Here is a 24813-nt window from a genome sequence, read left to right on the forward strand (position 1 = left end):
CCAGGTATTCACTCGCTTGGCGCCGCGCAGGCTCGTTCTCTCGGGCTGCGCTTCAGCATTCGTTTGGTTTTCGTAGCGTCAGAACTGCTTGAGGAACCGCAGGTCGTTATCAAAGAACAGGCGCAGGTCGTTGACGCCGTAGCGCAGCATCGCCAGACGCTCGACCCCCATACCAAATGCAAAGCCGGAGTAGGTTTCACTGTCGATGTCGCAGGAGGCGAATACATTCGGGTGCACCATGCCGCAACCCATCACTTCGAGCCAGCCAGTGCCAGAACAGACGCGACAGCCCTCACCGCCGCAGGCGGTGCACTGGATATCCACTTCGGCGGAGGGCTCGGTGAACGGGAAGTAAGAGGGACGGAAGCGCACGGGCACGTCGGCCTCGAAGAAGGCTTTCAGGAACTGGTCCACACAGCCTTTCAGGTGCGCAAAGCTTACGCCCTTGTCCACCACCAGGCCTTCCACCTGGTGGAACATGGGGGAGTGGGTCACGTCGGAGTCACAGCGATAGACGCGCCCCGGGCAGATGATGCGGATCGGCGGCGCAGTCTTCTCCATGGTGCGGATCTGCACCGGGGAGGTGTGGGTACGCAGCACCGTGGATGGATCGATATAGAAGGTATCGTGCATCGCCCGCGCCGGATGGTGGGCGGGAATGTTGAGCGCTTCGAAGTTGTGGTAGTCGTCTTCGATCTCCGGCCCTTCTTCCACGGAGAAGCCCAGGCGCACGAACAGCTTTTCGATACGGCGCAGGGTGCGGGTCACCGGATGGGCGCTGCCCTGCTCCTCACCACGGCCCGGCAGGGTCACGTCGATGGTTTCCTCGGCCAGCTTTGCAGCAATGGCGGCCTCTTCCATCTCGGCGCGCCGCGCATTGATCCTCTCCTGTACCTGCTGCTTGGCTTCATTGATCTTGGCGCCAGCAGCGGGACGCTCTTCCGGGGAGAGCTTGCCCAGCCCTTTCAGCAGCGCAGTGAGATGGCCTTTCTTGCCCAGGTAATCCACACGCACCTGGTCCAGTGACGGCAGGCCTTCCGCCTGCTCCACCAGCGCCAGTGCCTGTTCGGTTAGTGACTGCAAATCTTGCATGGAGTCGTTTCCGTCTGAATAAATGCGTTCTTTTTAGCAAGTCACCCCGGCACACATGCCAGGGCGCTTTGGCACCACTGACCTTGAGCAGTACCGGAATTCCTATAAAAAAATAGGGAAGGACTTTGCAGCCCTTCCCTATCTCTAATAGCGCTCAGTCTTTCAACTGAAAGGCGACTTAAGCTGCCAGGGCTGCCTTGGCTTTTTCCACTACGGCAGCAAAAGCGGCTTTGTCGTAGACAGCCAGGTCGGCCAGGACACGACGGTCCAGGGCGATGTCGGCTTTCTTCAGACCGGCGATCAGGCGGCTGTAGCTCAGGCCTTCAGCGCGGGACTGTGCGTTGATGCGGGTGATCCACAGCTGACGGAAGTTACGCTTCTTAACACGACGGTCGCGATAAGCGTACTGACCAGCCTTGATAACAGCCTGCTTGGCAACGCGGAATACGCGCGAACGCGCACCGTAGTAGCCCTTGGCCTGCTTCAGAATCTTCTTGTGACGACGACGCGCCTCTACACCACGTTTTACACGGGCCATAACTCTATCCTCTTAACTCTTTGCGAATGGAGCCAATTACTTGGCGCGCAGCATACGATCGACCAGGGTGGCATCAGACTTGTTCATAGTCGTGGTGCCGCGCAGCTGACGCTTACGCTTGGTGGTCATCTTGGTGAGGATGTGGCTCTTGTTGGCGTGCTTGTGCTTGTAGCCGGCAGCCGTCTTCTTGAAGCGCTTGGCAGCGCCACTGTGAGTCTTTGCTTTAGTCGGCATTTTGTACTCCAGTTTTGATTAAGGTCACCTGTAGGTAGGTGCCCGGTCGGTATTAGCCACGGGACAATCCAGTGGCGTTGCGGGAGTGAGGAGGCAGCCGTCGCCCAATCACTTCCCGAGAGGAGAGGTGGCGGTTACCCGCCACAACTCACTTCTTCTTTTTCGATGGCGCGATGACCATGATCATCTGGCGGCCTTCCATTTTCGGCCGCTGCTCCACCGTACCCAGCTCCTCGAGGTCTTTCTCGATGCGCTGCATCATCTCCATTCCCAGCTCTTGGTGGGCCATCTCGCGGCCGCGGAAGCGCAGGGAAATCTTGGCCTTGTCACCCGCTTCCAGGAAGCGGGTCAGGTTGCGCAGCTTGATGTTGTAGTCACCGATATCAGTACCGGGACGGAACTTCATCTCCTTGATCTGCTGCTGCTTCTGCTTCTTCTTGGCAGCATTTTTGGCCTTCTTGGCTTCAAAAATGTGCTTTCCGTAGTCCATGATCTTACAGACTATCGGGTCTGAGTCCGGCGCGATTTCAACGAGATCCAGACTGGCCTGCTGCGCCAGATCCAGCGCTTCATCGAGGGAGACAATCCCTACCTGTTCGCCGTCGGCGCCAATCAGGCGTACCTGTGATGCCTCAATCTGATCGTTAATGCGGGCCTTTTTGGACCGTCCCTTGCTGTCTCGTTTAATAGCTTTCGTCTCCAGTTACCAAGAATCAGTCGCGAGAATCTTCAATAGCAGTACGGCCGCGGCGGTTCACATCCTGCTCAAGAATCTCCAGAAATGACTCAAAGGTCATTGTTCCGAGATCCTCTCCGCTGCGTGTCCGCACGGCGACCGTCTGGTTCTCGACTTCCTTATCGCCGATCACCAGCAGATAAGGAACACGCTGAAGCGTGTGCTCGCGGATTTTAAAGCCGATCTTCTCGTTTCTCAAGTCAGCCACGGCACGATAGTTCAGCGCCCCGAGGTGCTGCTCCAGGTCGCGACAGTAGTCTGCCTGCCGATCGGTAATATTCAGTATCGCCACCTGCTGGGGGGCCAGCCAGGTGGGGAAGGCGCCCTCGTAGTTCTCGATCAGGATGCCGATGAAGCGTTCGAAGGAGCCCAGTGCAGCCCGGTGCAACATGACCGGGGTCTGACGGGAGCCATCTTCCGCCACATACTGGGCGTCCAGGCGGCCCGGCATGGAGAAGTCCACCTGGATGGTACCGCACTGCCAGACGCGACCCAGGCAGTCCTTCAGGGAGAACTCGATCTTGGGCCCGTAGAACGCCCCCTCCCCCGGCAGCTCTTGCCACGGCAGGCCGGCGGCGTCCAGCGCATCGGCCAGGGCCTTTTCCGCCTTGTCCCAGCTCTCATCAGAGCCCACCCGCTGCTCGGGGCGGGTGGAGAGGCGGTAGATCACCTCTTCGAAACCGAAATCCTTGTAGACCGCGTGCAGCAGGTCCATGAAGTCGGACACCTCGGACTGAATCTGGTCCTCGGTGCAGAAAATGTGACCATCGTCCTGCACGAAACCGCGCACACGCATCAGGCCGTGCAGGGAGCCAGAGGGCTCGCTGCGGTGACAGGAACCGAATTCCGCCAGGCGCAGGGGCAGGTCTCGGTAGCTTCGCAGGCCCTGGTTGAACACCTGCACGTGACAGGGGCAGTTCATCGGCTTGATGGCGAACTGGCGCTCCTCGCTGGTCAGCGAGAACATGTCGTCACCAAACTTGTCCGCGTGACCGGACTTCTCCCACAAAGTGAAGTCCACCAGCTGCGGGGTCTTGATCTCTTTGTAGCCGGCCTTGCGCTGGCGCTGACGCATGTACTGTTCGATGGTGCTGTAGATGGTCCAGCCGTTCGGGTGCCAGAACACCATCCCCGGCGCCTCTTCCTGAATATGGAACAGGTCGAACTTCTTGGCCAGCTTGCGGTGGTCGCGCTTCTCGGCCTCTTCGATGCGATGCAGGTATGCCTTGAGGTCTTTCTTATTGCCCCAGGCAGTGCCGTAGACGCGAGTCAGCATCTCGTTGCTGGCGTCACCACGCCAGTAGGCACCCGCCACTTTGGTCAGCTTGAACGCTTTCAGGCGGCCGGTGGAGGGGACATGGGGACCACGGCAGAGATCCTCGAAGTCACCCTGGCGATAAAGGGAGATGTCTTCGTCACTGGGAATATCGGCGATAATCTGTGCCTTGTACTCCTCACCTATATCACGGAAGTACTTCACCGCCTCCTGGCGGGGCATCAGACGGCGGGTGACCGGGATGTCCTGCTTGGCCAGTTCCTCCATCCGCTGCTCGATCTTCTCCAGGTCTTCCGGTGTGAACTGGCGCTCGTAGGCAAAGTCGTAGTAGAAACCGTCCTCGATCACCGGGCCGATGGTGACCTGGGCACCCGGGTACAGCTGCTTGACCGCCTGGGCCAGCAGGTGCGCAGTAGAGTGACGGATGATCTCCAAGCCTTCCGGCTGACGGTCGGTGATGATCGCCAGCTCGACATCTTTTTCAATCCGATAACCGGTATCGACCTCTTTGCCATCTACCACGCCACCAAGCGCAGCTTTGGCCAGACCGGGGCCGATATCAGCGGCCACATCGTGGACGGTAACAGCTTCGGAGAAGACGCGATGGGAACCATCAGGGAGAGTAACAACGGGCATTGGCTGTCCTTCTATCAGTGGCGATCCCTACGAAAGACCGCGTGACTTGCTGCCCGAAGAAGATTCTGCCTTGCGGGCAGTGGCCCAGTCTGTGGGCCAGAAAAAACCCGGCAAAGTTGCCGGGCAAGAAACTGGTAGACCCGAGCAGATTTGAACTGCTGACCTCCACGATGTCAACGTGGCGCTCTAACCAACTGAGCTACGGGTCTGGAAAGCTTGCAGCGGGAGCACCCTGCTGCAGAGGACGCGAACTTTAGCACCCGTTTTCAGTGTTTTCAACAACTTACTGCCCTCCGGCAGCAAAAAATTTTACGCCAGGGAAGACGCCCCGGCGCGGCGGGATCGCGCCTATTGGGGGCCCTCTTTCAGGCGGGTGATCTCGTCACGGAGCTTGGCTGCCTCCTCGAATTCCAGGTTCCTGGCGTGGTTGTACATCTGCTCTTCCAGCGCCTCGACTTTCGCCCAGCGCTCCTTGTCCGACAGCGGCTCGGGCTGGACCTTGTATGCCCCCTGCCCTTCTGCCACCCTGCGACGCCCCCTGGCCGGCACCCCGGGGGCGATCGCCCCCTCCATGATATCCGCCACACTCTTGCGGATACCCTTTGGCGTGATGCCATGCTCCTTGTTGTGGGCAATCTGCTTGTCGCGACGACGCTGGGTTTCGTCCAGGGCCCGGCGCATGGAATCGGTGACCTTGTCAGCGTATAGAATTGCCCGCCCTTCCAGATTTCGAGCGGCCCGGCCAATGGTCTGGATCAGGGAGCGATCGGAACGCAGGAAGCCCTCTTTGTCCGCATCAAAGATGGCCACCAGCGCCACTTCCGGCATATCCAGGCCCTCCCGCAGGAGATTGATGCCCACCAGTACGTCGAACTCACCAATGCGCAGGTCGCGGATGATTTCCACCCGCTCGACGGTATCGATGTCGGAGTGCAGGTAGCGGACCCGCACCCCATTTTCGCTCAGGTATTCGGTGAGATCCTCGGCCATCCGCTTGGTCAGCACCGTGATCAACACCCGCTGCTCCGCCTCGACACAGCGATGGATCTCCGACAGGCAATCATCCACCTGGGTGGAGGCAGGGCGCACCTCCACCACCGGATCCACCAGCCCCGTGGGCCGGACCACCTGTTCGACCACCGCACCGGCATGCTCAGCTTCGTAAGCACCCGGCGTGGCAGAGACGAAAATGGTCTGCGGGGCCAGATTCTCCCACTCCTCGAACTTCAGCGGCCGGTTATCCAGCGCCGACGGCAGACGGAACCCGTATTCCACCAGGGTCTCCTTGCGGGAGCGGTCACCGCGGTACATGCCACCAATCTGCGGCACCGTGACATGGCTCTCGTCGATGAACAGCAGGGCGTCGTGAGGGAAGTAGTCGAACAGCGTGGGCGGTGGCTGCCCGGGGCCGCGCCCGGAAAGATAGCGGGAGTAATTTTCCACACCGTTGCAGTAGCCCAGCTCCTGCATCATCTCCAGGTCGTACTTGGTGCGCTGTTCCAGGCGCTGGGCCTCGACCAGCTTGTCGTTGTCACGCAACTGCTTGAGCCGCTCGCGGAGCTCCTCTTTGATCTGCTCGATGGCGCTCACCACGGTCTCCCGGGGGGTCACATAGTGAGACTTGGGGAAGATGGTGATACGGGGCACTTTTCTGAGTACCTCGCCGGTCAGCGGATCGAACAGCGTCAGTTCTTCGATCTCTTCATCGAAGAGCGATACACGCACCGCCTCCAGGTCCGAATCGGCAGGATAGATATCGATCACATCGCCGCGGACCCGATAGGTCGCCCGGCGGAAATCCATATCGTTGCGGGTGTACTGCAGCTCAGCCAGCCGGCGCAGGATGGTGCGCTGGTCCACCAGATCACCGCGATCCAGGTGCAAGACCATTTTCAGGTACTTGTCGGGATCACCCAGACCGTAGATAGCCGAGACCGTCGCCACCACGATCACGTCGCGCCGCTCGATCAGTGCCTTGGTGGCCGAAAGGCGCATCTGCTCGATGTGCTCGTTTACCGAGGCGTCCTTCTCGATAAAGGTATCCGACGAGGGGACGTAGGCTTCCGGCTGGTAGTAGTCGTAATAGGAAACGAAGTACTCGACCGCATTCTTGGGAAAGAACTCCTTGAATTCGCCATAAAGCTGGGCGGCCAGAGTCTTGTTATGGGCCATCACGATAGCCGGGCGCTGCAGGCGCTCGACGATGTTGGCCATGGTGAAAGTCTTGCCCGACCCGGTCACACCGAGCAATGTCTGGTGGCTGAGCCCATCATCGACCCCCTCCACCAGCGCCTCGATCGCGGACGGCTGGTCACCCGCCGGCTTGTACTTGCTGGCCACCTTGAACGGGCGCGACTCCATACACTTTCACCCTTGTAGTCCCGAGAGCAATCGGGGATTGTAGGCCCTGCCCACCGCAGTCACAAACCGTCGCCCCGTTGGCGAGGAAAAAGTCAGCGTTGATTTTGACGCCTTTTTGGCCAGGTCGCTCAAAAAAAGTAAAGCCTGACAAATCAATAAGTTAAAGTGCAAAAAAGGGGTTGACGCCCCCAGGGGCCGCCTATAATATACGCGCCATCTGAACGGCACAGCCGATTAGAAATTCCGCCTTAGCTCAGTTGGTAGAGCAAATGACTGTTAATCATTGGGTCGCTGGTTCGAGCCCAGCAGGCGGAGCCAAACACAAAGCCCCTGGTGCGAGCCAGGGGCTTTTTTGTTTTTGGTGCCCGCAGAAAATGAAGTTCAGCTCCATCCCGCCCGCTCCGCCAGCAAAGCTCCCACACGCCTGAAGCCCGACTAGCCGCCCAAAGGAAAAAGGCCCGCGTCATCGTTGGCGAGCCTTTCTGGAAAGAAGTGCGAGGGCGAATGAAAGGGAGATATTAGCCCACCTCAGTTTCCCGGGGCAGCGGCAGTCGCTCCACCTGTGCGGTGCGGGGCAGGTCCGGCGCCTGTTGCTGCTGTGCCCAGACCGCATCTACCAGCGGCTGCTTGGGCGAATAGTCCTGTACTGCCTCCCGCAAAACCCTGTGCACATCCTCGCAGTCGTGCCTGATACAGGCATCGCGCAACTCTCCAATCAGTGCCTGCAGCCTGTCACTACTCAGGCGCTCTTCTTCGGCCCGCAAAATCATCGGATGATCGGTACCGGTCACATTGTCACCAAGCAACAGCTCCTCAAAGAGCTTCTCGCCCTGCCGCAGCCCGGTCACCTGAATCTCAATGTCACCATCGGGGTTTTCTTCATCCCGAACAGTGTGCCCCATAATCTGAATCAGCCGACGGGCCAGGTCGTAGATACGCACCGGCTCACCCATGTCCAGCACGAAGACCTCTCCGTTGCGCCCCATGCTCCCGGCCTGCAGCACCAGCTGTGCCGCCTCGGGGATGGTCATAAAGTATCGGGTGACCTTCGGATGTGTCACCGTAACCGGTCCGCCGGCATTGATCTGGTCAGTGAACAGCGGAATCACCGATCCGGACGACCCCAGAACATTACCAAAGCGCACCATGCATACCCGGGTGCGGCCGAAGCGGCGACCAAAGTCCTGGCAGATCAGCTCGGCAAACCGCTTGGTGGCCCCCATCACATTGGTGGGCCTGACTGCCTTATCCGTGGAGATGAGCACGAACTGATCGACACCCTGGGCCTCGGCGGCTTCGAGCACTGACAGCGTGCCGAGAACATTGTTGTCTGCCCCCAGCACCACATTCTGCTCCACCAGGGGCACATGCTTGTAGGCAGCGGCATGATAAATGGTCTCGACAGCGAAACTCTCAATGATCTCTGCCATACGCCCGCGATCGCGGACATCCCCCAGCAGTGAGGTCACTGGGATTTGCAGCCCCTCATCCTGCTGGATCTGGTGGAGTTCTCGCTCGATCTGGTAAATCGCATATTCGGACGACTCCACCAGGACCAGCTGGGCGGGCGCCCAGTGGATAATCTGGCGGCACAGCTCTGAACCAATAGAACCACCGGCCCCGGTAACCAGCACACTCCTGCCACTGATAGAGGAAGCAATGAGCCACTTCTCCGGCTCGACCGGCGCACGGCCAAGGACGTTTTCATAGATCTGCGACACGTCCGCGGAACCACGCCCTGCCCCGTCCACCAGCTCCTCGAGCCCGGGAATCACCTTGACCACCAGCCCACGATCGCGGAGTCCCCGGGTGATCTCACGGCGACGCCGCTTGGGCACGCCCGGCATGGCCAGAAGGACTTCGGAGATATCCCGCTCTGCCACCACATCGTGGATTTCAGCGGGGTTATAAACCAGGACGCCATCGATCAGGGTGTTCTGCTTGGACGCGTTGTCATCGAAGAAAGCCACGGGCTTATACAGTTCGCCGTGCACCAGCGCTTTGTACAACTGGAGGCCCGCGGTGCCGGCGCCGTAGATAGCGACACGGGTCTTGTGAATCTCCAGCGCCATCTGGTAGTAGAGGCGCACGAGCCAGCGGGAACCGCCGACAGCGATCAGGGCGAAACACCAGTAGATCACCGGCACAGACCTGGGCACACCGGCATAGGTGAGATAGGAGGCGACTGCCAGAACGACCGCAGAGGCTGTCACGCCCTGGAGCACGGCCATCAGAGCCTGCTGACCCATGTATCGGATCACCGTGCGGTAGAGACCAAGCCTGAGAAAAATGAAGCTGGTTGATACCAGCGTGAAGCCGAGACAGAGGAGCGTCTGACGCTCCAACAACTGGGAAAACCCGTTCCAGCGGATCACCATGGCGGCTGAGAAGGCCACCGTCAGCATCAACAGGTCATAACCCACCATAAGAGCGGGCTTGAAGTTGCTCTTTACAACACGCACTAGTCGTTTCAATACATTCCCCTGTCAGCTTCCCTTCACTGGCCCCAGAACAGCGCCACCAGGTCCAAACAAAACCTAAAACCTGCTCAGGCCAGACCCGCCCTTACCAGTACCAGCCCCGATACCGACGCCAGCAACATCAGGGCGATTTCCATCAACAGCGCGCGACGCACACCGGCGCGCAGGGCCAATCTCTGGTACCAGTGCTCGCGGTGGGCCTCCCACCAACGCGCCCCTGTGAGGACCCGCTTCAACAGGGTGAAGCTCGCATCCAGCCAGAAAGGCGCAAAAACCACAAGTGGCAGCAGCCACGTGAATGCCCCCTCATGCCATCCAAACAGGCTGACGGCCACCGCTGCCAGCCCCAGCATTGTCGACCCCACATCCCCCAGAAAAATCCGCGCGGGCGGCCAATTGTAGCGCAGGAATACCAGGGAACAGACCACCAGCACCCCGCAAATTGCCGCCAATTCGCCGAATTCGCGCCAGGCACTCACCGAACCGAGCGCCGCAAAGCCAAACACGGTCATGCTACCGGCAAACCCGTCCATGCCATCCATGAAGTTATACAGGTTGATTACCCAGACACCGCCGAACAACAGAACCGGATACCACCACCAGGACAGGGACCCGGGCAGCGCCAAAAGCAGAAGCGAAACCGCCACCACGTGCACGGCGAATCGAAGACGGGCGGAAAGGTTCTGCAAATCATCCAGTGCTGAAATCACGATCAGCAGCAGAAATGCCCCCGCGACCAACGGCTCAATGGTCAACGGGCTCACCGCCAGGGCCACGGTGATCCCCGCCACCAGCGCCCATCCTCCAGTACGCGGTACCGGTACAGTATGCAGGGAGCGGTGATTGGGCACATCCAGAGCAAACTCGAATAGTCGGGACAGCAACAGCCATATCACAGCCAGGCTTACTGATGCCGCCATCAACAATGCCGGGCCCCATTGAGCCAACTCAGAAATCACGTTAACAGTCACACCTGACCCCGCAAATAATCGCTATATCGCTCACGGGGCCGCCAGCCCAGCACCGCCCGCAGACGCGCGGCACTATAGAGCTCGCATCGTTCCGCCTCAAGCAGGCGGCGAACTGCTGCAACACCGGACAACAGACGCAGCGGTCCCAGCATCAGATTGGCCAGGCGACGGCTGCTGCGCACCCTGCGACCACTAATCTCAGAAGCAATCGCAGCCAGGTCATAAAAACGCGGTTCAGCAGCAATAAAGACTTGACGGTCACACAGGGATTGTCCACCCAACTGCTGAATGGCCGCGGTCAGGTCGCCGATATGGACCATGGAGCGTCTGCCACTGGCGGGCAACAGGGCAAAGCCCGATCCCAGCAGGCGGAAAATAGACTGCAGCTTCGCTGTGCCACCCGCGCCCTGGCTCCCGTGTGCGGGCATCCCGTAGACCACCGCAGGCCTGAGCACATTTACCCGGCAGTTGCCCCGGGTGGCAAGCAGCCGCTGCTCGGCGAGCCATTTGCTGTGTCCATAATGGTCTGTGGCCGGCTGTCCTGTACTCTCACAAGCCAGAACACCAGGTGGAGGCGTCATCGCCTTGACGCTGGAGAGGTAAGTAAAGGAATGGGCACCGGCCTCCTCCGCGGCACGAAGCACCGCCAGGGGACTTTCACAGTTAAGCTTTCGAGCCAGCTCGGGCTGGCGCTCACAGGCTTTTCTGCATGCCAGCCCCGCTGCGTAGACCACGCAATCGCCGGGGCGGAACAGGTCTTCAAAATCATCAGCCTCGACCAGGTCGATTGAGCGGTGCTCACACTCACCAGGGCCCTTGCCGGCACGGGAAACCGAAACCACCGTCAGGCCTTGAGCGACAAGCTGCTGGCACAGGGCGGCGCCAATGTACCCGGTACCACCAAAAACAACCCATCGCGCCATCAATCTGTTACACCATTTGGTAAATTAAATACGGACACTAGCCGACCCCAAACAGGGAAACCGTCGACTGTGTCCGCTTTGCAAACTAGAGCTGAATTCGGGCGCGATTCTTATCCAGAGTCGCGACACCGATGCCCTTTACCTCCAGTAACTGCTCCACGGAAGTGAAGGGCCCATGCTCCTCGCGATACTCCACGATACCCTGGGCGCGACTCTCGCCGACTCCATCGAGTTTTTCCGCCAGTTCCTCGGCAGAGGCGCTATTCACGTTGACGGTGATCGCCGCCATCAGCGTCTCTTGCGACCCGGTATCCTCGGCCAGGGCGGCCGCACCGGAGAGAACAAACAGAAGTGAAGCGAGAATTGCGATCAGGTGTGTACGAAAGGCTTTCATGAGCTTTTCCCCTTGACGTTATGGTTTTTGTGACGCCGGGACTGCTTTTACCTCCCCAAGCGCGGCCACTTTACCAGCTTGTGCAGGGCCTGGGGGCGGCATCTCATTACATGCCATTACACCTGGATGGAGGTCAGGGTTCCAGTTCGGCCAGAATTCCCTTCAGAGCTTCTACTGGCTCCGGTGCACCGGTAACCGGGCGGCCGATCACCAGGTAACTGGACCCCAGTTCCATAGCCCGCGCCGGGGTTACGATCCGGCGCTGATCATCTGCAGCCGCCCCTGCCGGGCGGATGCCGGGGGTGACCAATGCGAAGTCCTCTCCGCACTCCCGACGTAACGCCGAGGCTTCCTGCGCGGAGCACACGACACCGTCCAGGCCACTATCCCTGGCCAATGTCGCCAGGGCCAAAACCTGCTCCTGCAGCGGACGCTGGACACCCACTTCCGGCAGCTCTTCCGGGGCCGTGCTGGTCAGCACCGTGACGCCGATCAACAACGGCCGTTGATCACCATAGGATTCGAGCGCTTCTGCGGCAGCTCTCATCATGCGGGAGCCTCCACTCGCATGGACATTCACCATCCACACGCCCAGCTCGGCCGCCGCGCGTACAGCGGCGGCAACAGTATTCGGGATATCGTGAAACTTGAGGTCCAGGAAGACTTCAAACCCCCTCTTCACCAGCTCGCGCACCACGTCGGGACCTGCAATGGTGAACAGTTCTTTGCCCACCTTCACGCGACAAAGTGCAGGATCCAGCTGATCCGCCATCGCCAGCGCAGCACTCGCATTGTCATAATCGAGCGCGACGATGACCGGGGAAGAAACTCGGGATTGCAAAGGATTACCTCTCTGCGGTGCCAATCGCACCTTCAGTTTGATCTCAGCCAGCCGGGCCGCGGGCCCGCCCGACACTACTCGCCCTCGACCCCCTTGACGGAGCGGACGGTATCCCAGTGCTTGCAGCTGGGGCAGAGCCAGTGCAGCTGATTGCCGGAGAAGCCACAATTGCCGCAACGGTAATGGGGGCGACTGGCGATCAGCTGATCCACCAGGGTCTTGAGCAGGGACAGGTTCTCCCGCGCCCTGCCCTGGGTGCTGTCGATATGCAGGTCGAGGAAATGTCCCAGCCCGCGCAGTGAGGGGCGCAGGGCCAGCTGCTTGCCCATGAATGCGGCAGCTTCGGCCTCACTGCGCTGCTGCTGGATCCGCTCTGTCAGGGCTATCAGAACACTGTTCGATGGGTGCTCTCGCAGCAGCGATTCGAGGTAGCTGTCGAGCCCGGTTCCGTCTCCCACGGCTTCATAGCAGGTGATCAGCAGGTCCAGGATTTCGGGAATGTAATCCGGATTCTGCCTAGGAATGCGTTGCAGGACTTTGATTGCTTCCTGCGGACGCCCCAACTGGTACTCCAACCGGCCCCACAACAGGTTTGCACGCACGGAATTGCGGTCGTACCCCAATGCCGAGTCGATGTGCTTGCGCGCACTCAGGTAGTCCTTTGCAGCAATTGCCTCCTCCGCCAGTTCACAGCAAAAGTGGGCCTGCACCGGCGCCCACTCGGAGGACAGCCGCTTGAAGCGACGACCATGCAACAGGTTCACGGCGTGGATGGCCTTGGCCCACTCCCGCTCGTCCCGGTATACCTCCACCAGATGCTCGAGGCTGGTATTGCGCAATTCGGAGGATGTCTCTACCAGTTCCTGCAGCAGGCGCTCGGCCCGGTCCAGCCAGCCAGCGGCGATATAGTCACGCGCCAGCTCCAGCTGCGCCTTCTGCTGATTGGCCCGCGCCAGACTGGGTCGGGCCAGCAGGTTCTGGTGGACACGGATTGCTTGGTCGTGTTCACCGCGCTTGCGCAACAAATTACCCAGCGCCAGGTGGGTGTCGAAAGTGGCGCTGCTGACTTCAAGCGAATCGATAAACTTGTCGATGGCATCGCCATGGTTTTCATTGAGCAGGTAGTTGAGCCCCTGGGCATAGGAACGCGCCAGGGACTGCTGCTGTTCACTGCAGTCCGGCTTCTTTTTTTTGACACTCCTGCGCCCCAGCAGCCAACCGATGGCGATGGCAGCGAGCAGGAAGAAGAAGAACGTCAGATCGGCCAAGTTAGTCTCCGGAGACCTTGCGACGCACCGTATAAAGCTCCTGCTCCGTGCGATGCAACTGGCGCTCCAGGCCCCGGGCGCGCCGGCGCTCCGCATAAAAAGGCAGAAGGCTTGCGATAAAGCCGAGCAGGACACCCACAAGCAGCGCTCCGATGAGCCAGAAGCCCACACTGCCTTCAGGCATGGCGTGGCCGATGAAGCTGGGCGTGATCAGCTCCGGGTTGTCCACCGCAAAGTAGACACCGATGGCAATACAGAGAAGGGCCAGCACGCCATAAAAGAGACGCAGTAACCAGCGTAAGAAAGACAAGGTCGACCTCCACCTGCAGGAAGGAGTAATTCTCTCAGAACTTTAGCCTGCCCAAAACCCGCGACAGTGCCGGGTGATCGTGCTGCTCTAAACCTCAGTGACAGTCTCTTCTTGCATACTGCGGTTGACCCGGTCGCGCAGCTCCTTACCGGGCTTGAAATGCGGTACATACTTGCCTGCCAACTGTACTGCGTCCCCGGTTTTCGGATTGCGCCCGGTGCGCGGCGCGCGGTAGTGCAGGGAAAAACTGCCAAAGCCGCGAATCTCGATGCGCTCCCCTTGGGCCAGCACATCGGACATGGAATCCAGCATTACCTTGACCGCCAGTTCAACATCCTTAACCGGCAGCTGGTCCAGCCTCAACGCGATCCTCTCGATCAGTTCCGACTTGGTCATGCGCCCCGCAACCTTGTGTAAGTCATTGATTATTCTAGATTAGAGCGGCAATCATCTAATAGAAAGCCGGACTGGGCAACCCCAGTCCGGCTTTAGGATTGCCCAGGACAATCAGTCTAGGGCATTTAACAAGCAAAGACTATCAGTCTTTGTTGTTCATCTGGGCCTTGATCAGGTCACCGATAGTCGCGGGCTGAACCTGCTCAGCCTGCTTCTTGCTGTGATCCTTGATGGCCTGCTTCTCGTCGTCCTGATCCTTGGCTTTGATGGACAGGCTGATCACGCGGTTCTTGCGATCCACGCTGGTGATCTTGGTCTCAACCTCTTCACCTTCTTTCAGGACGTTGCGGGCATCTTCAACCTTGTCGCGGCTGATTTCGGAAGCGCGCAGAACACCTTCCACTTCGTCGGCCAGGGTGACGATTGCCTGCTTAGCATCAACTTCCTTGATGGTACCGGTCACGATGGTACCGCGGTCGTTGGTGGCCACGTAGTCAGTGAACGGATCGGATTCCAGCTGCTTGATACCCAGGGAGATACGCTCGCGATCGGAGTCGATGCCCAGGATAACAGTCTCGATCTCATCGCCCTTCTTGAACTTGCGCACGGCTTCTTCGCCGGCTTCGTTCCAGGAGATGTCGGACAGGTGCACCAGACCATCGATGCTGCCGTCCAGGCCGATGAAGATACCAAAGTCAGTGATGGACTTGATCTTGCCGGAGATCTTGTCGCCCTTGGCGTATTTACGCGCGAAGGCATCCCACGGGTTTTCCTGACACTGCTTGATACCCAGGGAGATACGACGACGCTCCTCGTCGATGTCCAGGATCATTACCTCGACCTCGTCGCCAACAGAGACAACCTTGGACGGGTGAATGTTCTTGTTAGTCCAGTCCATTTCGGAAACGTGTACCAGACCTTCCACACCTTCTTCCAGCTCGGCGAAACAGCCGTAGTCGGTCAGGTTGGTGACAGTCGCCTTGACGCGGCTGTTCTCCGGGTAACGCTGCTTGATGGAGACCCACGGATCCTCGCCCAGCTGCTTCAGGCCGAGGGATACACGGCTGCGCTCGCGATCGAACTTCAGGACTTTTACGTCGATCTCGTCGCCAACGTTCACGATCTCGCTCGGATGCTTGATACGCTTCCAGGCCATATCGGTGATGTGCAGCAGGCCGTCGATACCGCCCAGGTCTACGAAAGCACCGTAGTCGGTCAGGTTCTTCACGATACCCTTGATGGTCATGCCTTCCTGCAGGCTGGCCAGCAGAGCTTCGCGCTCTTCGCTGTTGGCAGCTTCCATGACGGCACGGCGGGATACCACAACGTTGTTGCGCTTGGCGTCCAGCTTGATGACCTTGAATTCGAGCTCTTTGCCTTCCAGGTGCGCGGTGTCGCGAACCGGACGTACGTCTACCAGGGAGCCCGGCAGGAACGCGCGGATGTTGGCAACGTCGACAGTAAAGCCACCCTTGACCTTGCCACTGATAACACCCTTGACCACTTCGTCAGCAGCGTGGGCTGCGTCGAGGATCTTCCAGGCTTCAGCGCGCTTGGCTTTCTCGCGGGACAGACGGGTTTCACCGAAACCGTCTTCGACTGCTTCCAGGGCTACCTGAACTTCGTCGCCCACCTGCAGGTTCACTTCCCCGTTCTCATCAGCGAACTGGGAAGAAGGGATAACGCCTTCAGACTTCAGGCCCGCGTGAACGGTTACCCAGTCTTTGTCCACATCGATCACCACACCGGTCACGATGGAACCGGGGGCCATCTCTACGCTTTTCAGGCTCTCTTCAAATAAATCAGCAAAGCTCTCGCTCATTACATTACCTATATATATGGACCCAAGCCGGTGGCAACATTGAAGTGTAGTCAACCGCCAGCCCAGGCCCCACCGCGCTGCCAGTACGCGGGTCGGATTACAACAGCGGCCGGGCAATTCTGGCTGATCCCGGCCGCTGTCGTTTAAATCTATTTACCTTGTCAATTCCAATCGTTCCCGACGATCGGAATTGGTCACGACAGAAACTCTGGCGCAGGTACGCGGACCTGCTGGATTCTCCGTCGCTCGCATTGGCTGCGCCAATGGCGGCACATCCCTGTGCCGCTACTTTATTCAAGCTAGTGCTGGGGTAAGCTAAGCACCGATCCTTTCACGCACCAGCTGCAATACCGTCTGCAGGACACTGTCGATATCTACCCCGGTACTGTCCAGCTCAACCGCGTCCTTCGCGGGAGCCAGCGGGGAGGTTTCGCGATTCATATCCCGGGCGTCCCGGGCGCGGATGTCCTCCAGCAGGTCGCGGAGGCTAACAGAAACCCCCTTCTCCCGCAACTGGGCTTCGCGGCGCCGGGCCCGCTCCTCCGCGCTCGCGGTCAGGAAGACCTTGACCGGCGCGTCAGGAAAGACGGTGGTACCCATGTCCCGACCGTCCGCCACCAGCCCAGGGGCCTGGCGAAAGTCCCGCTGGCGCTGCAGCAGGGCCGCCCTGACACCGGGCATTGCGGCAACCTTTGAGGCAGCCATGCTCACCCGCTCCATGCGGATGTCGTGACTCACATCCCTGCCCGCCAGGAGCGCCGCCACCTCGCCATCGCGCAACTCGAAACGGATATCGAGATTGGCAGCGATTTCGGTCAGGGTTGCCTCATCAGTCAGGTCCGCGCCCCGCTCCAACGCGGCCAGTGCTGTCAGCCGGTAAAGAGCGCCGGAATCCAGCAGCGCATAATTCAGCCGCTTCGCCAGCAGCCGGGCGATGGTGCCCTTGCCGGAACCGCTGGGGCCGTCGATGGTGATCACCGGTGGCAAATCGCTCATCTCACTCATAGTCAAACTCACACCTACTATCCAATTTCGCGCCGGCCCGGGGCTTCTCGACCATCTTTTCAGGTACTCTGCAGTCGCAACCCGGCACGTGTCGCCAGCTCGGCGAAGTTGGGGAAGGACGTGGCCACATTGGCGCAGTTCAGGATGCGAATGGTATCGCCTGCGCGCAGGGATGCCACCGCAAAGGACATGGCAATGCGGTGATCACCAAGACTGTCCACGGTTCCGCCACCAAAGACAGCGCCTTCCCCGGCACTACCCCCGGCCCCCTGGATCACGATGCCATCCGGGGTCGGTTCCGCGCTGACGCCCAGAATCTCCAGGCCATCCGCCATGGCCTGGATGCGGTCGCTCTCTTTGACCCGCAGCTCCTCGGCACCGGTCAGGACCGTTTCCCCGGTGGCGCAGGCTGCCGCCACGAACAGGGCCGGGAACTCATCGATCGCCAGGGGTACCTGGTCCTCGGGGATACGGATTCCCTGCAGGGGACGGTAGCGAACACGGATATCGGCCACCGGCTCACCGCCCACTTCGCGGCGGTTGGTCTGCTCGATATCCGCGCCCATCTGGCGCAGGATGTTGATGGCGCCTTCCCGGGTGGGATTGATACCCACATGCTGCAGCAGCACATCGGAGCCCGGCGCAATCGCAGCCGCAACCATAAAGAAGGTGGCGGAAGAGATATCGGCGGGCACGTCGATCTTCGTCGCCTTCAGTTTGCCACCGCTGCGCAGCGTGGCCCGGGGGCCATCCCGCTGCACCTCGTAGCCGAACCCAGCCAACATCCGCTCGGTATGATCCCGTGTGGGAGCCGGCTCCAGGGTACTGGTCTGTCCCTCAGCATAGAGGCCCGCCAGCAGCACGCAGGATTTGACCTGTGCACTGGCCATTGGCAACGCGTAGTCGATCCCTTTGAGAGACTGCCCGCCGCGAATCAGCAGCGGTGGCCGGCCTTCCGGGCCGGTCTCGATGACCGCGCCCATTTCCCGCAGCGGAAGCGCAACCCGGTTCATGGGGCGTTTGGACAGCGACTCATCGCCGGTCAGGGTGACATCGAAATCCTGTCCGGCAAGCAACCCGGCCAGCAGGCGCATCGAAGTACCGGAATTGCCCACGTACAGTGGACCGGGGGGCGCCTGCAGGCCGTGCAGGCCGACCCCGTGAATGACCACACGCCCGTCCACGGGCCCCTCGATCACGACACCCATATCGCGGAAGGCCTGCAGGGTCGCCAGGGCATCCTCACCCTCGAGAAAACCCTCCACCTCGGTCACACCATCCGCCAGGGAACCGAGCATGATGGAACGGTGAGACATGGACTTGTCTCCGGGAACCCGCAACGTGCCACTGACAGCGCCGCCCGGTTGCGCGATAAAGGTAACTTCCTGTGCTTGCATGGTTTCTGTATACGCTTTTTTTGCCAACATTCTTGTAAAGTGATCACGCGCCGCCTTGGCCCGGGTAAACACCCCCATCAGGTAATCGCTGTCGCCGCGGTCGATGGCACTGCGCAGTGCGTCGAGATTGCCGCGATACAGATCAACCGCCGCGAGAATGGCCTCGCGGTTGGCCAGCATGATGTCCCGCCACATCACAGGATCGCTGGACGCGATCCTGGTGAAGTCACGGAAACCGCCGGCGGCGTAGCGGAAGATGTTCTCGTTTTCCGCATCGTGGGCCAGGGTATCGACCAGACCATAGGCGATGACGTGGGGCAGATGACTGGTCGCCGCCAGCACCTCATCGTGCTCTCCCACCGGCATATCCAGCACTTCGGCACCGACCGCGCGCCACATTGCCCGCACTTGCTGCAGGGCCTTCCCACCGGTGTGCCGCAGCGGAGTGAGGATGATCCGGTGATCCCGGTAGAGATCTTCCCGCGCAGCGGTAACCCCGCTCTTCTCTGAGCCGGCGATCGGGTGCCCGGGAACAAGGAAGTCGGGCACTTCCCCCCAGACCCTGCGAGCCGCGTCAACCACATTCCCCTTCACACTGGCGCCATCGGTGACGGTCACTCCGTCGGGCAGCTGGCCCTTCATCTCGGCAAACACCGCCTCCACCGCCAGCGTCGGCACCGCGACGAAAATCAGGTCGCCGGCTTCCAGTTCCACGAGGACCTCGGACAGACTGGTAACGGCGCGATCACAGACCCCCAGCTCGACAGCCTGCTGACCGGTGCGCTCGCGGCGGACCACGCCGATGACTTCACGGCACTGGCCCGCAGCCTTCAGCGCCAGCGCCAGGCTGCCGCCGATCAACCCCAGGCCGACGACAACCAGGCGCCCAAGCAATGGCTCAGCCACTCAGAGCACCCCTCGCGGGTAAGATCCCAGCACCTTCATATCCGAGGCACAGGCACCCACCTCCCCCAGCGCTTTGGCGATGTCGGGGGTGTCCCGGTGACCGACGAAGTCGATAAAGAAGACATAAGTCCAGTTACCGGACTGTGACGGGCGCGTCTCTACCCGCGTCAGGTCGACGCTGTGGCGGCGGAACGGCTCCAGCAGATCGTGCAGTGCACCCGGCTCGTTGCGCATGGAAACCATCAGCGAGGTCTTGTCGTCCCCACTCGGCGGCACCGCCTGGGAGCCGATGATCAGGAAGCGGGTGGAGTTGTCCGGACGGTCCTCGATCTTCTCTGCCAGTACCTTGAGACCGTACAGGTCTGCTGCCATGTCGCCTGCAATCGCGGCTGCATTCCACTCACCCTTGACCCGTTTGGCCGCCTCCGCATTGCTGGCCACCGCTACCCGTTCCACATTGGGATAGTGGGAGTCGAGCCACTTGCGGCACTGGGCCAGGCTCTGGGCGTGGGAGTAGATCCGGGTGATCGCTTCCGGCCGGGTGATTTCCGAGATCATCAGGTGATGATGGATGCGCAACTCCACCTCGCCGCAAATCAGCAGGTTGGAGGTCATGAAATTGTCCAGGGTGTGATTGATCACGCCCTCGGTGGAGTTCTCGACCGGTACTACGCCGTAATTGACGGCGCCGGCTTCCACTTCGCGGAACACTTCATCGATCGCCGCCAGCGGGCGGCTCTGGGCGGAATTGCCGAAATGCTTCAGGGCTGCCTGCTGGGTGAAGGTGCCCTCCGGCCCCAGGTAGGCCACCTTGACCGGCTCTTCCAGGGCCAGGCAGGCAGACATGATCTCGCGAAACAGCCGCGCCATCTCCTCGTCAGTCAGCGGCCCCTGGTTGCGCTCCATTGCACGGCGCAGCACCTGCGCCTCCCGCTCGGGCCGATAGTAGAGCGCGTTCTGGCCATTCGCCTTTTTGACTTCCGCCACCTGGAGCGCGCATTCGGCCCGCTCACTGATCAGCCGGGCGATCTCGCCGTCGATCTGGTCAATGCGATCCCGCAACTGAGCCAGTTGCTGGTCGCTGTGTTCCTGTTGTTCAGACATCCCGCTGCCTTCTGTTACCACTCGGTTTATTTCTTTATTGCCTGCCTTTGTTCAGGCTACGCGTCGCTCGAAGTCAGCCATGAAAGCCACCAGGGCTTCCACCGCCTCCAACGGAACGGCATTGTAGAGGGACGCGCGCATGCCCCCCACGGAGCGATGGCCTTTCAGGTTGAGCAGCCCCGCTTCCTCGGCCTCGCTCAGGAAGCGCGCATCAAGCTGTTCATCGGCGAGGACGAACGGCACGTTCATGCGCGAGCGACTGGCGGGATCGACCGGGCTGGAGAAGAAATCGCTGCGGTCGAGGAAGTCATACAGCAGACCGGACTTCGTCAGGCTCTGCGCATACATCGCGTCGACACCACCCTGGGCCTTCAGCCACTGAAACACCAGCCCCGACAGATACCAGGCAAAGGTCGGCGGCGTGTTGTCCATGGATCCCGCCTCGGCCGCCACTTTCCAGCTCAGGCTGCGAGGGATATCGGGCATCGCCCGGTCCAGCAGGTCTTCGCGGACGACCACCACCGCAATACCCGACGGACCGATATTTTTCTGGGCACCGGCATAGATCATGCCGAATTTCTCAACCGGGATTTGCCGCGAGAGGATATTCGAGGACATATCCGCAACAAGGGGTGCCTTCACCTCGGGGACATAATCAAACTCGACCCCGCCAATGGTCTCGTTCGGCGTGTAGTGGAAGTAAGCTGAACTGTCGCTCTCCTGCCATGAATCGGCAGCGGGAGCGTAGGAGAAGTTGCGGTCTTCACTGGACGCGACGATGTTGACCTTACCGTAACGGCTGGCCTCCTTGATCGCCTTGCTGGCCCACTGTCCGGTGTGGATAAAATCCGCCTGCTGCACTTCACCGCCGAAGAGGTTCCAGGGAATCGCACTGAACTGGCCGGAGGCCCCGCCCTGCACGAATAACACCCGATAGTGATCCGGTATCGACAGCAGGTCGCGGAAATCCTGTTCGGCCCGTTCGGCCACCTCGGTAAATTCCGGTGAGCGGTGGCTGACCTCCATCACCGAGCAACCGCGGCCACCCCAGTCCAGCAGCTCTTGCTGTGCCTGCAGCAAAACCGGCTCGGGCAATGCCGCAGGACCCGCACAGAAATTGAATTTACGCATACACAAGTTCCACAAACAGAAAGATTCTTGCCTGAGCAGCAGGGCAATTCAGAGACCTTTGCAGCGATCGGATCAAGTCGAAATAAAACGACGCACAACCGGGCAATTCCCAAAAGGTCTGTCACACTGCCGGGCGAATTTTAATGCGGCAGAGTCAAAAAAGGCCGCGAATCCTCGCAGCCTTTCTTGTCTCTAGGATGATGGGCTCACTCGCCGGAGCCCTCTTCTTCATCTTCCTCGTCGCTTTCCTGGACCCGCGCCAGCCCAACGAGATTCTCGCTGTCCTTGAGCCGGATCACCCGAACCCCCTGGGTGTTGCGCCCGAGAATGGAAACCTCGTCCACCCGCGTCCGGACCAGAGTACCCTGATCACTGATCAGCATAATCTCTTCACCCGGGTGCACCTGACAGGCACCGACCAGCTCGCCATTGCGCTCGCTCTCGGCGATGGCAATCACACCCTGGGTACCGCGCCCTTTGGTCGGGAAGTCCGAAGTTGCCGTGCGCTTGCCGTAGCCGTTCTCGGTCACCATCATCACCGAACCACCCTCTTCCGGGATGACCATGGCAATGACGTAGACCCCCTCGGCCATACGGATACCACGCACGCCGCGGGAAACCCGGCCCATGGAGCGAACATTTTCCTCGGCAAAACGGGCCGCCTTGCCGGCACTGGTCAGCAGCAGGACATCCTGCTTACCATCGGTTACTGCCGTCGCCACCAGGCGATCACCCTCCTCCAGTTCAATGGCCCGCAGGCCGACACTGCGGGGGCGCGCAAACGCCGTGAGCGGTGTTTTCTTCACGGTGCCATTGGCGGTGGCGAAGAAGATGAAGTGGTCTTCATCGTAGTCGGACACCGGCATCAGGCTGCTGATACGCTCATCTTCCTCGAGCGGCAGCATATTGACGATCGGCCGGCCCCGGGACGCACGACCGGCGGTCGGCACTTCATAGACCTTCAACCAGTACACCTTGCCCTTGTTGGAGAAACACAGGATGGTGTCGTGGGAGTTGGCAATCAGCAGGTGCTCAACGAAGTCCTCATCCTTCACCTGGGTGGCGGACTTGCCCATACCGCCGCGTCGCTGGGCCTGGTAATCCGCCAGCGGCTGGCTTTTTGCGTAGCCGCCGTGTGAGATGGTCACCACCTTGTCTTCCGGGGTGATCAGGTCTTCGACCGTCAGGTCCTGGCGGGAGGCCACGATCTCGGTGCGGCGGTCATCGCCGAACTCCTTGCTCAGCGCCTCCAGCTCTTCTCGGATTACCTCCATCAGGCGCTCGAAGCTGCCCAGGATATGCAGGTACTCGGCAATCTGCTCCAGCCGCTCACTGTACTCGGCCAGCAGCTTGTCGTGCTCCATGCCGGTGAGGCGGTGCAGGCGCAGTTCCAGGATCGCCTGGGCCTGTGCCGGTGACAGGTAATAGGCACCATCGCGCAGTCCGAATTCCTTCGGCAGGTCATCCGGGCGACAGGCGTCAGCACCCGCGCGCTCCAGAAACTGCTGTACCTCGCCTACAGGCCAGCCCTTGGCCAGCAGCGCCTCGCGTGCATCGGCCGGGGTAGCAGAGGATTTGATCAGCTCGATCACCGGATCGATATTGGAGATGGCAATCGCCAGGCCTTCGAGGATGTGGCCGCGCTCGCGCGCCTTGCGTAACAGATAGACGGTGCGGCGTGTGACCACTTCCTGGCGGTGGCGGATAAAGTGCTCAAGCAGCTCTTTCAGGTTCAGCAGCTTTGGCTGCCCGTCCACCAGCGCCACCATATTGATGCCGAACACGCTTTCCAGTTGCGTCTGGGAGTACAGGTTGTTCAGGACCACATCGCCCAGCTCACCGCGCTTCAGCTCGATCACCACGCGCAGGCCATCCTTGTCGGACTCGTCGCGCAGTTCGGAAATACCCTCGATTTTCTTCTCTTTCACCAGCTCGGCGATGCGCTCGATCAGGCGCGCCTTGTTCAGCTGGTAGGGAATCTCGGTAATGATGATGGTTTCGCGATTGGTTTTGTCATCACGGATCACCTCGGCCTTGGCGCGCACGTAAATGCGCCCGCGACCGGTCCGGTAGGCCATCAGGATGCCAGCCCGGCCGTTGATGATGGCACCGGTGGGGAAGTCCGGACCCGGGATGTATTCCATCAGGTCGTCGATGGACAGGTCGCCATTGTCGATCAGCGCCAGGCAGCCCCGGACCACTTCCGCCATGTTGTGCGGCGGAATATTGGTAGCCATACCGACCGCAATACCCGAGGAGCCGTTGACCAGCAGGTTGGGCACCCGCGACGGCAACACTTCCGGCATCTGCTCGGAACCGTCGTAGTTGTCGATGAAGTTGACGGTTTCCTTGTCGAGGTCGGACAGCAGCTCGTGGGCCAGCTTGTCCATGCGAATCTCGGTATAACGCATCGCTGCCGCGCTATCACCGTCGATGGAACCGAAGTTACCCTGGCCATCCACCAGCGTGTACCGCATGGAGAAAGGCTGTGCCAGCCGCACGATGGTGTCGTATACCGCTGAGTCGCCGTGCGGATGGTATTTACCGATAACGTCACCGACCACACGGGCCGATTTCTTGTACGGCTTGTTCCAGTCGTTTTTCAGCTCATTCATGGCGAAGAGCACGCGCCGGTGTACCGGCTTCAGGCCATCCCGTACATCGGGCAGCGCCCGGCCCACGATGACGCTCATGGCGTAATCCAGGTAGGACTGCTTCAGCTCTTCTTCGATATTGATCGGAGAGATTTCTTTGGCTAACTCGGCCATATGTTCCGGCATTCCTTGAGAATCGTTATTACCGCCGCGTCGAATCCCGCTGTCGCCGGGAAAGCAGTGGCGAAAAAACCACCCGCTGAGGCCCGGCAGACTGGCACCCGCTGCCGGCGGAGCCCGGGGATTCAATCAAGCGCGCAATGTTACCATACTTGGCGCCGGGGAGGACGCCCGCCGGTCGACTTGTTCCCTCCCGGGCACGCCGCTAAAGTCTACCG

Annotated in this window: 20 protein-coding genes and 2 tRNA genes; 1 reads left to right on the forward strand and 21 read right to left on the reverse strand. The window is 60.3% G+C overall.

The window, feature by feature from the left end; translation table 11 throughout:
- Positions 1–78 precede the first annotated feature (78 nt).
- From pheS to uvrB, 7 genes are all read right to left on the reverse strand, one after another.
- Positions 79–1092, reverse strand: a complete 1014-nt coding sequence (gene pheS / locus LVD12_RS02690; RefSeq protein ID WP_237065432.1) for a phenylalanine--tRNA ligase subunit alpha — start codon at positions 1090–1092, stop codon at positions 79–81.
- Positions 1093–1270: 178 nt separating this feature from the next.
- Positions 1271–1630: a 50S ribosomal protein L20 gene (gene rplT / locus LVD12_RS02695; RefSeq protein ID WP_067080150.1), complete on the reverse strand. Its 360-nt coding sequence runs from the start codon at positions 1628–1630 to the stop codon at positions 1271–1273.
- A 36-nt stretch (positions 1631–1666) separates the two neighbouring features.
- Positions 1667–1864, reverse strand: coding sequence for a 50S ribosomal protein L35 (gene rpmI, locus LVD12_RS02700; protein ID WP_067080149.1), 198 nt, complete (start codon positions 1862–1864; stop codon positions 1667–1669).
- Positions 1865–2012: 148 nt separating this feature from the next.
- The gene (infC, locus tag LVD12_RS02705; RefSeq protein ID WP_305080504.1) at positions 2013–2567 is read right to left on the reverse strand and encodes a translation initiation factor IF-3; all 555 of its coding nucleotides are present in this window, start codon (positions 2565–2567) and stop codon (positions 2013–2015) included.
- A 10-nt stretch (positions 2568–2577) separates the two neighbouring features.
- On the reverse strand, positions 2578–4512 hold the full coding sequence (thrS, locus tag LVD12_RS02710) for a threonine--tRNA ligase (protein ID WP_237065433.1): 1935 nt from the start codon (positions 4510–4512) through the stop codon (positions 2578–2580).
- Positions 4513–4644: 132 nt separating this feature from the next.
- A tRNA-Val gene (locus LVD12_RS02715) sits at positions 4645–4721 on the reverse strand.
- A 139-nt stretch (positions 4722–4860) separates the two neighbouring features.
- Positions 4861–6873, reverse strand: coding sequence for an excinuclease ABC subunit UvrB (gene uvrB / locus LVD12_RS02720; protein ID WP_237065434.1), 2013 nt, complete (start codon positions 6871–6873; stop codon positions 4861–4863).
- Positions 6874–7115: 242 nt separating this feature from the next.
- Here uvrB and LVD12_RS02725 point away from each other — a divergent pair.
- Positions 7116–7191: transfer RNA gene (locus LVD12_RS02725), tRNA-Asn, on the forward strand.
- Between the two features lie 200 nt (positions 7192–7391).
- Here the strand turns inward: LVD12_RS02725 and LVD12_RS02730 are convergent.
- The 14 genes from LVD12_RS02730 to gyrA form a co-directional block, all read right to left on the reverse strand.
- Entirely contained in the window at positions 7392–9347 is a 1956-nt protein-coding gene (locus LVD12_RS02730) for a polysaccharide biosynthesis protein (protein ID WP_237065435.1), read from the reverse strand.
- Positions 9348–9421: 74 nt separating this feature from the next.
- Positions 9422–10273 carry an MraY family glycosyltransferase gene (locus LVD12_RS02735; protein WP_237065436.1) on the reverse strand — a complete coding sequence of 284 codons (852 nt, stop codon included), beginning with the start codon at positions 10271–10273 and terminating at the stop codon, positions 9422–9424.
- 47 nt (positions 10274–10320) lie between these two features.
- The gene (locus LVD12_RS02740; RefSeq protein WP_237065437.1) at positions 10321–11247 is read right to left on the reverse strand and encodes an NAD-dependent epimerase/dehydratase family protein; all 927 of its coding nucleotides are present in this window, start codon (positions 11245–11247) and stop codon (positions 10321–10323) included.
- An 85-nt stretch (positions 11248–11332) separates the two neighbouring features.
- The gene (locus tag LVD12_RS16190; protein ID WP_369413351.1) at positions 11333–11641 is read right to left on the reverse strand and encodes a ComEA family DNA-binding protein; all 309 of its coding nucleotides are present in this window, start codon (positions 11639–11641) and stop codon (positions 11333–11335) included.
- Between the two features lie 133 nt (positions 11642–11774).
- Positions 11775–12482: an orotidine-5'-phosphate decarboxylase gene (gene pyrF / locus LVD12_RS02750; RefSeq protein WP_237065439.1), complete on the reverse strand. Its 708-nt coding sequence runs from the start codon at positions 12480–12482 to the stop codon at positions 11775–11777.
- A gap of 74 nt (positions 12483–12556) precedes the next feature.
- Positions 12557–13750 carry a lipopolysaccharide assembly protein LapB gene (gene lapB, locus LVD12_RS02755; protein WP_237065440.1) on the reverse strand — a complete coding sequence of 398 codons (1194 nt, stop codon included), beginning with the start codon at positions 13748–13750 and terminating at the stop codon, positions 12557–12559.
- 1 nt (position 13751) lies between these two features.
- Positions 13752–14060 (reverse strand): LapA family protein, encoded by a 309-nt coding sequence (locus LVD12_RS02760; RefSeq protein ID WP_237065441.1) that lies wholly within the window; start codon positions 14058–14060, stop codon positions 13752–13754.
- Positions 14061–14147: 87 nt separating this feature from the next.
- Positions 14148–14456, reverse strand: coding sequence for an integration host factor subunit beta (ihfB, locus tag LVD12_RS02765; RefSeq protein ID WP_237065442.1), 309 nt, complete (start codon positions 14454–14456; stop codon positions 14148–14150).
- Between the two features lie 142 nt (positions 14457–14598).
- Positions 14599–16278, reverse strand: coding sequence for a 30S ribosomal protein S1 (gene rpsA / locus LVD12_RS02770; protein ID WP_237065443.1), 1680 nt, complete (start codon positions 16276–16278; stop codon positions 14599–14601).
- Positions 16279–16593: 315 nt separating this feature from the next.
- On the reverse strand, positions 16594–17274 hold the full coding sequence (gene cmk, locus LVD12_RS02775; RefSeq protein WP_237065893.1) for a (d)CMP kinase: 681 nt from the start codon (positions 17272–17274) through the stop codon (positions 16594–16596).
- A 68-nt stretch (positions 17275–17342) separates the two neighbouring features.
- On the reverse strand, positions 17343–19586 hold the full coding sequence (locus tag LVD12_RS02780; RefSeq protein WP_237065444.1) for a bifunctional prephenate dehydrogenase/3-phosphoshikimate 1-carboxyvinyltransferase: 2244 nt from the start codon (positions 19584–19586) through the stop codon (positions 17343–17345).
- Positions 19587–20690: a prephenate dehydratase gene (pheA, locus tag LVD12_RS02785; protein WP_237065445.1), complete on the reverse strand. Its 1104-nt coding sequence runs from the start codon at positions 20688–20690 to the stop codon at positions 19587–19589.
- Positions 20691–20741: 51 nt separating this feature from the next.
- Positions 20742–21821 (reverse strand): 3-phosphoserine/phosphohydroxythreonine transaminase, encoded by a 1080-nt coding sequence (serC, locus tag LVD12_RS02790; RefSeq protein ID WP_237065446.1) that lies wholly within the window; start codon positions 21819–21821, stop codon positions 20742–20744.
- Between the two features lie 206 nt (positions 21822–22027).
- Complete coding sequence (gene gyrA, locus LVD12_RS02795; RefSeq protein WP_237065447.1) at positions 22028–24589, reverse strand: DNA gyrase subunit A; 2562 nt, start codon at positions 24587–24589, stop codon at positions 22028–22030.
- Positions 24590–24813: the final 224 nt, after the last annotated feature.

Origin of the sequence: Microbulbifer guangxiensis (assembly GCF_021729075.1) — a bacterium.
Lineage (GTDB): Bacteria > Pseudomonadota > Gammaproteobacteria > Pseudomonadales > Cellvibrionaceae > Microbulbifer > Microbulbifer guangxiensis.